Here is an 11,814-nt window from a genome sequence, read left to right as displayed (position 1 = left end):
CAACCTCAGGCGGGGCTTGCCTGGCAAGCCCCGCCGCCCACGCAAGCAGGCAACCATGAACAGTTCAAACGTACGCAAGATTGCAATCGGCAGCGCCCTGGCCCTGGTGGCCTGCGCTGCCCTGTATGCCGTGGGTGGCTCACGCAAGCCACCTGCTTACATCACCGCCCAGGTGGAGCGCGGCGACCTTGAGAACGCGGTACTGGCCACCGGGGTGCTGGAAGGCATCAAGCAAGTGGATGTCGGTGCCCAGGTGTCGGGCCAGCTCAAGTCGTTGAAGATCAAACTGGGCGACAAGGTGAAAAAGGGCCAATGGCTGGCCGAAATCGACCCGTTGGTGTTGCGCAACACCCTGCGCCAGGCGGAGGTCGATGAAGAGAAGCTGCAGGCCGAGCGCCTGTCCACCGAGGTGCAGATGAAGCAGGCGCGGCGCCTGTACGAGCGCTACAAGGATTTGCAGGCCGATGAGTCCATCTCGCGCCAGGACTTCGATAACGCCCAGTCCGACTACGAGGTGCAGCAGGCCAACCTGCGCTCCCTGGACGCGCAGATCAAAAGTGCGCAGGTGCAGATCGACACCGCCAAGGTCAACCTGGGGTACACGCGCATCATCGCGCCCATCGACGGCGACGTGGTGGGCATCGTTACCCAGGAGGGCCAGACCGTGATCGCCAACCAGCTGGCGCCCGTGCTGCTGAAACTGGCGGACCTGGACACCATGACCATCAAGGCCCAGGTGTCGGAGGCCGACGTGATCCATATCCATCCCGGGCAGCCGGTGTATTTCACCATCCTGGGCGAGGATAAGCGTTACTACGCCACCCTGCGCGGCACGGAGCCGGCGCCGCAGAACTACCTGGACACCGACGCCACCGGGGCCAAGGCCAAGCAGGACAGTGCGGTGTTCTACAACGCGCTGTTCGAGGTGCCCAATGCCGACCATCGTCTGCGCATTGCCATGACCGCCCAGGTGCGCATCGTACTCGCCACCGCGCAGCAGGCCTTGAGTGTACCGGTGGCGGCACTGGGGGCCCGCGCCGGCGATGGCAGCGTCCAGGTGCAGGTGCTGGACAAGGACGGCTTCGCCCAGCCGCGGCAGGTCAGGACCGGTATCAACAACAATGTCCAGGTGCAGATCACCGAAGGCCTTGCCGAGGGTGATCGGGTGGTGATCGGCGAGCTGGCGGCCGCCACGGCGGGGAGCTGAGCATGAACCTCAAGGTAGAGCTGACGCCGCTGCACCCGACGGCCACCGATGTCGCGCCCCCCTTGCTGCGCCTGGCTGGCGTGAGCCGCAGCTTTCGCGCCGGCGACCGCGAGTTCCTGGCCCTCAAGCAGATCGACCTGCAGATTCACGCTGGCGAGCTGGTGGCGATCATCGGCGCGTCGGGCTCGGGCAAGTCGACCCTGATGAACATCCTCGGCTGCCTGGACCATGCCAGTGCCGGCAGTTACCAGGTGCACGGCCAGGAAACCCGCGAGCTGGACGATGAGGCCCTGGCGGCGCTGCGCCGGGACCATTTCGGTTTTATCTTTCAGCGCTATCACTTGCTGCCGCACCTTGACGCGGTGCGCAACGTCGAGATCCCGGCGGTGTATGCCGGCAGCGCCCAGGCCCAGCGTCACCAGCGTGCCCGCGAGCTGCTGGGCCGCCTGGGCCTGGCCGGGCACCTGCAGCATCGGCCCAGTCAACTGTCCGGGGGCCAGCAGCAGCGCGTCAGTATCGCCCGCGCGCTGATGAACGGCGGTCAAGTGATCCTGGCCGACGAGCCCACCGGCGCCCTGGATACCCACAGCGGCAAGGAGGTGATGCGCATCCTGCTGGAGCTGCATGCGGCAGGGCATACGGTGATCCTGGTGACCCACGACCCCAAGGTAGCGGCCAACGCCGAGCGGGTGATCGAAGTCAGCGACGGCCAGATCATCGCGGACCGGCGCACACCGCGTCCGCCGGCGCTGACTGACCCTGCCACCGAGCCACCGGCGCCCGCCCCACGGCGCCTGCTGGCCAGCCTGGGGTTGTTTCGCGAAGCCTTCAACATGGCCTGGGTGGCGCTGGTGTCGCACCGCATGCGCACGCTGCTGACGATGCTGGGCATTGTCATCGGCATCACCTCGGTGGTGTCGATTTCGGCGATTGGCGAGGGCGCCAAGGGCTATGTGCTCAAGGACATTCAGGCCATCGGCAGCAACACCATCGATGTCTACGCCGGGGCCAACTTTGGTGACAGTCGGGCCAAGTCCATCGAAACCCTGGTGCTGGCCGATGTCACCGCGCTCAATCAGCTGTATTACATCGACAGCGCCACGCCGGTGATCGGCCGCAGCACGCTGGTGCGCTACCGCAACATCGACGTCGATGCCCAGCTCAACGGCGTCAGCAACCGCTATTTCCAGGTGCGCAACATTCGCCTGGCCGCAGGTATTACCTTCAGCGAGGACGACGCGCGGCGTCAGGCACAGGTGGTGGTCATCGACCACAACACCGCCCAGCGCCTGTTCGGGCCGGGTGTGGAGCCGTTGGGGCAGGTGATTTTGATCGGTAACCTGCCGTGCACGGTGATTGGCGTGGCGGCCGACAACAAGAACCTGTTTGTCGCCAACAAGAGCCTGAACATCTGGGTGCCGTATGAAACGGCTGCCGGGCGGGTGCTGGGGCAGCGTCACCTGGACAGCATCAGCGTGCGGATCAAGGACGGCATGCCCAGCAAGATGGTCGACGAGCAGGTCAACAAACTGATGCTGCAACGCCACGGTACCAAGGATTTCTTCACCAACAACCTCGACAGCGTGATGCAGACCGTGGAGAAGACCAGTCGATCGCTGACCCTGTTGCTGTCGCTGATCGCGGTGATATCCCTGGTGGTGGGGGGGATCGGGGTGATGAACATCATGCTGGTGTCGGTGACCGAGCGCACCCGCGAGATCGGCATTCGCATGGCCGTGGGCGCGCGGCAATCGGACATTCGCCAGCAGTTCCTGGTGGAGGCGGTGATGGTGTGCCTGATGGGCGGGGTGGTGGGGATCGCGTTGTCCTATGCGATCGGCTATTTGTTCACCCTGTTCGTGAAACAGTGGCACATGGTGTTTTCCCCAGCGTCGGTGCTCACTGCGTTTGCCTGCTCCACCCTGATTGGCGTGGTCTTCGGCTTCGTGCCGGCGCGCAACGCCGCGCGCCTGGACCCGATCGAAGCACTGGCACGCGATTGAGTGCCGTGTGGGACCGAGCGAAGCTCGGGAAGGGTACGACTCGAGCTTAGGCTCTGTAATAAATGTGTACAGCGTCCGTGGAAAACTGTGGGAGCTGGCTCGCCAGCGAGCTTTTGAGGCCCGAAAAGCTCGCTGGCAAGCCAGCTCCCACACCAGAACCCGCCGTCACATGCTTTTTCATACGGACCCTAGTGTCGTACGCTTCCCGAGCTTCGCTCGGTCCCACATGCAGGGGGAGCGAAGACACTTAGCTGTCGCGCAGGGCTTCGTACAGCCATCGGGTCAGGGCGTGGCGGCCGCTGATGCCCAGTTTCTGCGCGGCGCGGCGTTGGTAGCTGCCTACGGTGTGAACGGTGAGGGTCAGGCGGTCGGCCTGCTGCTGGGCGGTGAGCCCTGCCAGCAGGCCCAGGCACACCTGGGTTTCGCGCTCGGACAAGCTCAGGCCTGCCTGGCACAGGCGTTCCTGGAAACGTCGGGCCAGGTTTTCCGGTGTCGAGGCTTCGGCGGCGGTGCAGGCGGCGCGCGAAGCGGTCACGTGCTGGTCCAGAATGGAAAACAACAGCGGTGACAGGACCCTCAGCCGCCGCCGTTCAGCCAAGGTGAACCCGCACTGCGGTGTGGCACGCAGCACGGTGATCTCGGCGCCCCCTGCGCCAGGCTCGTCAGGGGCCCGCAGGCACAGTGAACTGCCCTCTGCCACGTCCTTGCCATCGGATAACCAGCACACCTGTGTGGCGGCACTGGCCAACTGGGTATTGATCAGCTCACGCAGCGCGCAGGGGAAACCCTGGCTGCCGATCTGGGCAATGACGTTGCCGATTTGCGGAAAGGGCGTCGGGTGCATGGTGGGTCCCTCGCAGTCACGGCCTATTAACGGGATGTCGAACCCAGCGTCAGTTTTTGCGCCTTCTGGCCTCGCAGGTTGAGCAGTTGCAGCAGCACCCCGACGAAGGCCACCGCCCCAGCGCCGATGGCCAGGCTCCAGGTGGGCCACTGGGCCAACAGCAGCAGGCCGCCCACGGCCGCGCCAATGGCGCTGCCCAGGTACAAGGCCGATTCGTTCAGGGCCACGGCCAGGTTGCCGTCGCCATGCTCATCACGGGCAGCGATCAGCTCGTTGTTCTGCGGCACCTGCAACGCCCAGCCCACAGCCCCCCACACGGCAATCGGCAACATGGCCAACCAGGGCGTCACGGCCGCGGCAGCCGGAAGCAGCAGCAGCGCGACGGTCAGTACTACCATGATCAGCCAGGTCAGCATGGGCCCCTTGATGACGTCCACCAGCGGCCCCACCATGAAACTGCCGGCCACGCCGCCCAAGCCCCACACCCACAGGTAGGGCGTGACGTTGAAACTCGAGGCGCCGGTAGCATCGCTCATCAACGGCGCGATAAAGGTGTACAAGCCCAGGCTGGAAACGGCCGCCAGCAACGAGACGGCCAGGATGGTCAGCACCCGGGTATCGCCCAGCAGTGCCAGTTTGCGTTTCAGCGGCACCTGGGGCCCACCAGCGATGGCCGGCAACTGGAACAGCAGGCCCAGCCAGGCAACCAGGCCCAGCGCCGCCACCAGCCACAAGGCCGCCTGCCAGCCCAGATGATCGGCCAGGATCAGGCTCAGGGGTACGCCCAGCACCGTGCCGCTGGCCATGCCGGCCATGATCACGGCAATGGCCTTGCCCCGCCGCTGGGGCTCGGACACCGCAGCCGAGGCGGCGATACCGGTGGCCAGGTACACGCCGGCGCCCAGGCCGGCCACGGCGCGACACGCCAGCAACAAGGCGTAATCATCCACCAGCGCGCTGGCGGCGTTGGCCAGTACGAACACCGCCAGCGCCAGCAGCAGGCCCAGGCGTTGACGGTGCGCGGGCAGCACGGCCACCACCAGCGGTGAGCCGATGCCATAGGCCAGGGTGAAGGCGGTCACCAGTTGGGCGGCCACCGCCACTTGCACGTCGAAGGCGTGCTGGATCATCGGCAGCAGGCCGGCGGTCACGTAGGACGCCATGCCCAGCGCGAACGCGCCAACCGCGATCAGGTACACCGAAGGGGAGGTTGAATTGCTCATGTGTTTCTCCATTACTTGCTACAAGGCAGGCGGCCAGGGCCGCCCACCGGCTTCCATTCAAAGGCTGAGGTTGACGTCGTACTCGTTGAGCCAGGCGTTGAGGCCAACCGCCAGTTCCATGCCCATGCGGTCGTACATCGGCGAGTTGCTGCCCAGTGGCCGCGCCAGGGTGTCCTTGACCTGCCCGGCATCGAGCAGCGCCCGCACCGGGGCGTGGGTGTCGGCCATGATCGCGGCCAGGTCGCTGCGCAACGCGGCCTCGTAGGCCGGGTCCTGGGTGGAGGGGTAGGGGCTCTTGACCCGGTCGCTGATCGACGCGGGCAGCAGGTCGCGGGTGGCGGCACGCAGGATGCTTTTTTCTCGGCCATCGAAGGCTTTCATCGCCCACGGGATGTTGAAGGCGTACTCGACCAGGCGGTGGTCGCAGAACGGCACGCGCACTTCCAGGCCCACGGCCATGCTCATGCGGTCCTTGCGGTCGAGCAGGGTCTGCACGAAGCGGGTCAGGTTGACATAGGTCATCTGCCGCATGCGCACGTCGGTGGCGCTTTCGCCCGGCAGTACCGGTACTTCGGCCAGTGCCTGCTGGTACGAGTCACCGAGGAATTCGCTCATCTGCAGCTTGTCCATCAGGCCACGACTGAACAGCGGCTTGCCGTCGAAGTATTTGCCGGTCACCGACGTCAGCCACGGGAAGGTCTGCGCACCGATGGCGTCGGGGTCGTGGAACCAGCGATAGCCGCCGAAGACTTCGTCGGCCGACTCCCCCGACAGGGCCACGGTGGAATGGCGCCGCACTTCCTCGAACAGACGATACAGCGACGGCCACATGTCGCCCCAGAACGCCGGCGGCAGGTCCAGGGCGCGGATGATGCTGGTGCGCAGCTGCGGGTCGGCCATTTCCCGGCTGTCGAGCAGGATCTCGCCGTGGGTGGAGCGGATTTTCTCCACCAGGTCTTTGACGAAGGGTGCATCGGGCGTGCCGCGCACCGCGTCGCCGGTAAAACCGCCGCCGTGATCGACGAAGTCCAGCGAGAACGAACGGATATTCTCCTTGCCCGCCGCCAGCAGTTTTTTCGAGGCCAATGCCGTGATGATCGAGGAGTCCAACCCGCCGGACAGCAGGCTGCACAGAGGCACGTCGGCGACGATCTGGCGGTCGACGATGTCTTCGAGCAAATCGCGGGTATGGGCGATGGTCTGCTGCAGGTCATCGGTGTGCTCGCGGGCTTCGAGCTGCCAGTAACGGTGGCGCTTCAGGCCATTGCGGTCGACGGTGATGAACTCGCCCGGCAGCACTTCATGCATGCCTTCAAAGATGGCGTGCCCGGGGGTTTTAACCATCTCGAAGATTTCCCGCAGGCCGCTGGCACCGACCGTGCGCGGCACCAGCGGGTTGGCCAGCAGGGCCTTGGGCTCGGAGCCGAAGATTACGCCGTCGGCGGTGGGGTAGTAGTACAGCGGCTTGACCCCCATGCGGTCACGCACCAGGTGCAGGGCCTGGCTGCGCGCGTCCCAGATGGCGAACGCGTACATGCCGTTGAGCTGTTCGGTGAAGGCCACGCCCCATTCCAGGTAGGCGCGCAGCACCACTTCGGTATCGCTGTCGGTTTCGAACTGATGGCCGCGGCTGCGCAACTCGTTGCGCAGCTCGCGGAAGTTGTACACCTCGCCGCTGTAAGTGATGGTGGCGGCGAGCTTGCCGCCTTGGCGGCCGAGCATCGGTTGGCGGCCGCCCTCAAGGTCGATGATCGACAGGCGACGGTGACCCAGGCCCACGGGGCCGTCGATCCACAGCCCTCCGGCGTCGGGGCCGCGGTTGGCCATGGTCAGGGTCATGCGCTCAAGCACGTCGCGCTGGTGCGACAGGTCCTGGCCAAACGCGAGCCATCCGGCAATTCCACACATAGGTTCAACTCCTTGTAATCGGGTTCAGCCGAGGCTTTCGAGGTCGGCATTTTCGGGAATGAGGGTGCGCTGGCCGTTGACGATGTAGCGCACCGGCGCCGCGCTCAGGGAGCGGGCGTGAATGTCGTTGAGCAGGGTTTGCAAGCCGATGGTGGTGTCCAGCCCGGCGAATGGCTGGCGTGGCGGCTTGCCGGCGGCCACCTGGCCCAGCACGTCCTCGCACAGGCGCGTCAACTTGACGATGGTGGCCAGCGCCGGGTCGGTGCTGCCGCTGTAGTGGCGTTGCTCAAGCTCCACCAGCGCGCCGCTGGCGTTGCGGGTCCAGACCCGCAGATGGTCCACGTCCCAGTTGGGCTCGTCGAATTCCAGACGCGCATGAATGATGGCGCCGGCGGGGTCGGCAAAACTGAAGTCCAGGGTGCGCTGGCGGTGGATGTTGACGAAGCTGGCGTAGCCGGCCACGGTGGCCGCGCCCAGGCCTGCGCTGAACATCACGGTGTCCTGCACGCGGTCGCCGGAAATCGAAAAGTCCGAATCGATGCCGATCGCGTGGTGCAGACGCATGGGCTCGTGCGTCGGGCAGATCCAGCTGACCAGGTCCAGGGCATGGATGACCTCGCTGATCACGCCGCAGGTTGGGCGGTAGTCGTTGAGACGGTCCTTGCCCCAATGGAAGCTGGCACGCAGCAGGCGCCACTGGTCACGCTGCACCATGGCCTTGAGCAACGCCGTGGCCTCGGAATAGCGTTCCACCAGGTCCAGGGCAAAGCCGCTGGCACCGCGTAGGCCGGCGGCCAGGCCAGGCAGGTCGTCGCCGGGCACCAGCATCGGCTTTTCGCAGAGGATGAAGCCCCGGTACCCGTTCAGGTCGGCCAGTACATTGGCATGCTGGACATCATTGGCACTGACCACGACGATCTCGGGTTGCAGCTCCTGGAGGGCCTCCTTGAGGTTTGAGTAATAGGGTAGGGATGAGTGTTTCTGGCGCCGCGAGCAATACGCCAGGTGCAACGGGTATCGGCTGGCCAGGTGTTCAAAGGCGCGCTGGAAGCGCAAGCCGGCGTATCCCAGGCCGATGATCAGTACGTTCATGCGGCCGCCCCCCGAGGTTGCCAGGCCCACACCGTTTCATCGCTGCATCTGTAACCCAGGCGTTCGTACAAGGGTTCTGCGGCGCGGGTGGATTGCAGCATCACCTTGCAGACCGGGTGCTGGTCGAACCAGCTCATCAATGCCTCCATCAACTGCCGGGACAGGCCGGTGCCGCGGTGTGCGGGGTCGACCACCAGCGATTGCACCCAGCCACAGCGCCCGTTGAGGCAGTCGGGGCCCGGTGCGCGGGTGTCGACAAAGCCGGTCACGCAGCCCAGCACCTGGCTACCCCGTAGCGCCACCAGCACGCAGGTGTCGCCAGGCTGGGGCAGGGTGGTGGTCAGCCAGTCACGGTAGGCGGCGCGCCACTGCTGGCGCAGCGCCGGGTCGTGGCAGGCGTAGCTGGCCGTGGAGCCTTCCAGCAGCAGCGCCCGCAGGTTGATCAAGGCGTCGACGTGTTCCGTGGCGGCGGGTTGTACCGTGGCGCGGCTCACGCAACACCTCGCAGCAGGCTGTATTCGGCCAGGGGGAGGTCGAAGTGGCGGAAGGTTTCCTGGATGGCGCTGGCCAGGTGTTCGATCTGCTGCAGGCTGTGGTTGGGCGTGACGTTGACCCGGAAGCGTTCGCTGCCCACCGGCACCGACGGCGAATTGATGGGCTGCAGGTACACCCCATGGACGTTGAGCAGTCGCTCGGCGGCCAGTTTGCACAGGTGACCGTCGCCAACCAGAATCGGCAACACGTGGGTGGTGGAACCCGGCATCACCTCGATGCCCGCGCGCGCCAGGCAGTCGCGCAGCTGGCGCGTCTTGTCGTGCAGGGCCTGGCGTTCGCCCTCGTGATATTTCAGGTGCTCGATGCTGGCCAGGCAACCGCCCACCACGGCCGGCGGCAGGGCGGTGGTGAAGATGAACCCCGTGCACAGTGAGCGAATCGCGTCGACCAGGGTGCTGGTGGAGGCGATATAGCCGCCGATGATGCCGATGGCCTTGGCCATGGTGCCCTGAACGATGTCGACCTGGTCCAGCACCCCCAGCTCTGCGGCCAGGCCCGCGCCGCGCGGCCCGTACATGCCCACGGCGTGCACTTCGTCCAGGTAGGTCAGGGCGTTGTACTGCTTCGCCACCTTGACGATCTCGACGATGGGCGCACGGTCGCCGTCCATGGAATAGATGGACTCGAACACCACCACTTTCGGCCGCTCCAGGGGGTAGCTGGCCAGCAGCTGGCGCAGGTGCTCGACGTCGTTGTGACGGAACACCTGGCGCTCGCCGCCGGCGGCCCGAATGCCGTTGATGATCGAGGCATGGTTGAGCGCATCGCTGAACACCACACAATCGGGCAAGGCCCGCAGCAGGCATTGCAGGGTGGCGTCGTTGGAGCCGAAACCGGTGGGGAATACCAGCGCCGCTTGCTTGTCGTGCCACTCGGCCAACGCCGTTTCCAGGCGGTCGAACAATTGGTGCGTGCCGCCGATGTTGCGTGAACCACCGGCGCCGGCGCCGTACTGGTCCACGGCTTCGTGCATGGCCGCACGTACGCTGGGGTGCTGGGACATGCCCAGGTAATCATTACTGCACCAAACCACGACCTCGCTGTCATTCTTCTCTGGAAGACGAGCCATCGGGTAGCGCCCACAGACGCGGTTCAGTGTCGTGAAATGACGGTATTGCCCGGAGAGGCGCAAAGCCTCCAGTTGCTCCTGCAGAATTGCTTGATACATCTTGTACAACTCCTTGGCAGAATCCCGCGACGAGTCCCTGGCGGGCAAAAAGGGCCAGCAATGCTGGCAACGTGATTCTTAAGGAGGAAAAGAATCGTTACAATGAGTACCGTTTATGCTGTTACTAGGAGTTACTGGGCTATGGGACGGACACTCGAACGAACGCGTGATGACCTTGCGCAGTTCCTGCGCAGCCGTCGTGAACGGGTCACGCCTGAAGAAGTAGGGCTGCCTGGAACCGGCCGCCGCCGCACCCCCGGGCTGCGTCGCGAAGAGGTCGCAGCCCTGGCTGGCGTGGGGGTTACCTGGTACACCTGGTTTGAGCAAGGCCGTGACATAGGGGTGTCGGCCGCGTTCCTGGACAACCTGTGCCGGGTGCTCAAACTGGACGCGATGGAGCGTCGCCATCTGTACTTGCTGGCCTTCCAGCGCCCGCCCGCCGAGGTGGGCGAAACCTGGTGCGTGGTGCCGAAAATCATCATGCGCATGCTCGACGATCTCCCCTTGCGCCCCGCCTATGTGCTGAACCTGCGCTGGGACGTGCTGGCCTGGAACCCCGCGGCAGACAAAATCTTCGGTTTTTCACGCATGCTCCCCGAGCACCGCAATGTGTTGTGGATGCTGTTCATGGACGAGCACACCCGTTCGCTGTTCGAGCCCTGGGATGACCAGGCACTGCAGATGCTGTCCAGCTTCCGCCGCGATTACGTGCATGCGTCCAAGGAAAGTGACGTCGCCACCCTGGTCAAGGACCTGGAACGCATGGCGCCGCAATTCAAGGACTGGTGGAACCGCCAGGAAATCCACGGGCCTTGCCAGGGCATCCGTTACATGGCGGTCGAGTCGTTGGGGCCGTTGGTGCTTGAACACACCACCTTGACCGTGGACGTGGATCGGCACCTGCGGCTGGTGTATTACACCCCGGACGCCAAGGGGGGCTCGGTGTCCCGGTTTGAGCGGTGGTTGCAGGGGGAGGGGCAGGTGGTGAAGGCGAAGATATTGGCCGGTGGGTTGGCGTATTGAGGAGCGGCTGAGCGGTAACGTGGGGTGCCGTAGCCGCTGCCGAAGGCTGCGCTGGGCCTGTGCCTTGCTGGAGATTTTCAGGGTTCACACGGGCCAGCGCAGCCTGGCGGCAGCGGCTACAGGGCGCGGAACTGCGGTGTCTGTATCGCGACCAAGGTCCGCTTCTACGCCGACCGTGGTAGGAGCCGGCCTTGGCCGCGATGGGGACGCCGCCGCTCGCCAGCAAAGCGCGTAGCCGCTGCCGAAGGCTGCGCTGGCCCTCTCCCTCGCTGGAGATGTTCAGGGTTCACGAGGGCCAGCGCAGCCTGGCGGCAGCGGCTACGGGCGCAGAACTGCGGCGCCTGCATCGCGACCAAGGTCGGCTCCTACGCCGACCGTGGTAGGAGCCGGCCTTGGCCGCGATGGGGACGCCGCCGCTCGCCAGCAAAGCGCGTAGCCGCTGCCGAAGGCTGCGCTGGCCCTGTCCCTCGCTGGAGATGTTCAGGGTTCACGAGGGCCAGCGCAGCCTGGCGGCAGCGGCTACAGGGCCCGGAACTGCGGCGCCTGTATCGCGACCAAGGTCGGCTCCTACGCCGGCCTTGGCCGCGATGGGGATTACCGTCGTTCGCATGCAAAACACGTAGCCGCTGCCGAAGGCTGCGCTGGGCCTGTGCCTCGCTGGAGATTTTCAGGGTTCACACGGGCCAGCGCAGCCTGGCGGCAGCGGCTACAGGGCCCGGAACTGCGGTGTCTGTATCGCGACCAAGGTCGGCTCCTACCACGGCCGACGTAGGAGCCGGCCTTGGCCGCGA

The 11,814-nt window shown here is 65.5% G+C and carries 9 protein-coding genes; 3 read left to right on the top strand and 6 right to left on the bottom strand.

Going from position 1 to position 11,814, the window contains the following annotated elements:
- Window positions 1-55 precede the first annotated feature (55 nt).
- Window positions 56-1,207, top strand: a complete 1,152-nt coding sequence (macA, locus tag ACZ9GA_RS14615; RefSeq protein WP_457361999.1) for a macrolide transporter subunit MacA — start codon at window positions 56-58, stop codon at window positions 1,205-1,207.
- Window positions 1,208-1,209: 2 nt separating this feature from the next.
- Window positions 1,210-3,210, top strand: coding sequence for a MacB family efflux pump subunit (locus ACZ9GA_RS14610; RefSeq protein ID WP_457362000.1), 2,001 nt, complete (start codon window positions 1,210-1,212; stop codon window positions 3,208-3,210).
- 247 nt (window positions 3,211-3,457) lie between these two features.
- Here ACZ9GA_RS14610 and ACZ9GA_RS14605 read toward each other — a convergent pair whose 3' ends face one another.
- The 6 genes from ACZ9GA_RS14605 to hemA are packed head-to-tail and all read right to left on the bottom strand — an operon-like array spanning window position 3,458 to window position 10,000.
- On the bottom strand, window positions 3,458-4,054 hold the full coding sequence (locus tag ACZ9GA_RS14605) for a helix-turn-helix transcriptional regulator (RefSeq protein WP_457362001.1): 597 nt from the start codon (window positions 4,052-4,054) through the stop codon (window positions 3,458-3,460).
- A 26-nt stretch (window positions 4,055-4,080) separates the two neighbouring features.
- Window positions 4,081-5,277, bottom strand: a complete 1,197-nt coding sequence (locus ACZ9GA_RS14600; protein ID WP_457362002.1) for an MFS transporter — start codon at window positions 5,275-5,277, stop codon at window positions 4,081-4,083.
- A 57-nt stretch (window positions 5,278-5,334) separates the two neighbouring features.
- Window positions 5,335-7,185 (bottom strand): asparagine synthase (glutamine-hydrolyzing), encoded by a 1,851-nt coding sequence (gene asnB / locus ACZ9GA_RS14595; protein WP_457362003.1) that lies wholly within the window; start codon window positions 7,183-7,185, stop codon window positions 5,335-5,337.
- A gap of 24 nt (window positions 7,186-7,209) precedes the next feature.
- Window positions 7,210-8,277, bottom strand: coding sequence for a Gfo/Idh/MocA family oxidoreductase (locus ACZ9GA_RS14590; RefSeq protein WP_457362004.1), 1,068 nt, complete (start codon window positions 8,275-8,277; stop codon window positions 7,210-7,212).
- Window positions 8,274-8,771 (bottom strand): GNAT family N-acetyltransferase, encoded by a 498-nt coding sequence (locus tag ACZ9GA_RS14585; RefSeq protein ID WP_457362005.1) that lies wholly within the window; start codon window positions 8,769-8,771, stop codon window positions 8,274-8,276. Before ACZ9GA_RS14585 ends, ACZ9GA_RS14590 begins: the two co-directional genes overlap by 4 nt.
- On the bottom strand, window positions 8,768-10,000 hold the full coding sequence (gene hemA / locus ACZ9GA_RS14580) for a 5-aminolevulinate synthase (protein ID WP_457362006.1): 1,233 nt from the start codon (window positions 9,998-10,000) through the stop codon (window positions 8,768-8,770). The genes ACZ9GA_RS14585 and hemA overlap by 4 nt, the downstream gene beginning before the upstream one ends.
- 141 nt (window positions 10,001-10,141) lie before the next feature.
- Between hemA and ACZ9GA_RS14575 the strand changes: the two genes are divergently transcribed.
- Window positions 10,142-11,023, top strand: coding sequence for a helix-turn-helix transcriptional regulator (locus ACZ9GA_RS14575; protein WP_457362007.1), 882 nt, complete (start codon window positions 10,142-10,144; stop codon window positions 11,021-11,023).
- Window positions 11,024-11,814: the final 791 nt, after the last annotated feature.

Source organism: Pseudomonas sp. TE3644 (genome assembly GCF_056278815.1).
The sequence above is the reverse complement of the archived record's forward strand: the minus strand, read 5'-3'. Positions and strand labels throughout refer to the sequence as shown.

Excerpts from the sequence above, each read along its gene's own strand:
- macA (WP_457361999.1), top strand. The coding sequence starts at position 56 with ATGAACAGTTCAAACGTACGCAAGATTGCAATCGGCAGCGCCCTGGCC.
- ACZ9GA_RS14610 (WP_457362000.1), top strand. The coding sequence starts at position 1,210 with ATGAACCTCAAGGTAGAGCTGACGCCGCTGCACCCGACGGCCACCGAT.
- ACZ9GA_RS14605 (WP_457362001.1), bottom strand. The coding sequence starts at position 4,054 with ATGCACCCGACGCCCTTTCCGCAAATCGGCAACGTCATTGCCCAGATC.
- ACZ9GA_RS14600 (WP_457362002.1), bottom strand. The coding sequence starts at position 5,277 with ATGAGCAATTCAACCTCCCCTTCGGTGTACCTGATCGCGGTTGGCGCG.
- asnB (WP_457362003.1), bottom strand. The coding sequence starts at position 7,185 with ATGTGTGGAATTGCCGGATGGCTCGCGTTTGGCCAGGACCTGTCGCAC.
- ACZ9GA_RS14590 (WP_457362004.1), bottom strand. The coding sequence starts at position 8,277 with ATGAACGTACTGATCATCGGCCTGGGATACGCCGGCTTGCGCTTCCAG.
- hemA (WP_457362006.1), bottom strand. The coding sequence starts at position 10,000 with ATGTATCAAGCAATTCTGCAGGAGCAACTGGAGGCTTTGCGCCTCTCC.
- ACZ9GA_RS14575 (WP_457362007.1), top strand. The coding sequence starts at position 10,142 with ATGGGACGGACACTCGAACGAACGCGTGATGACCTTGCGCAGTTCCTG.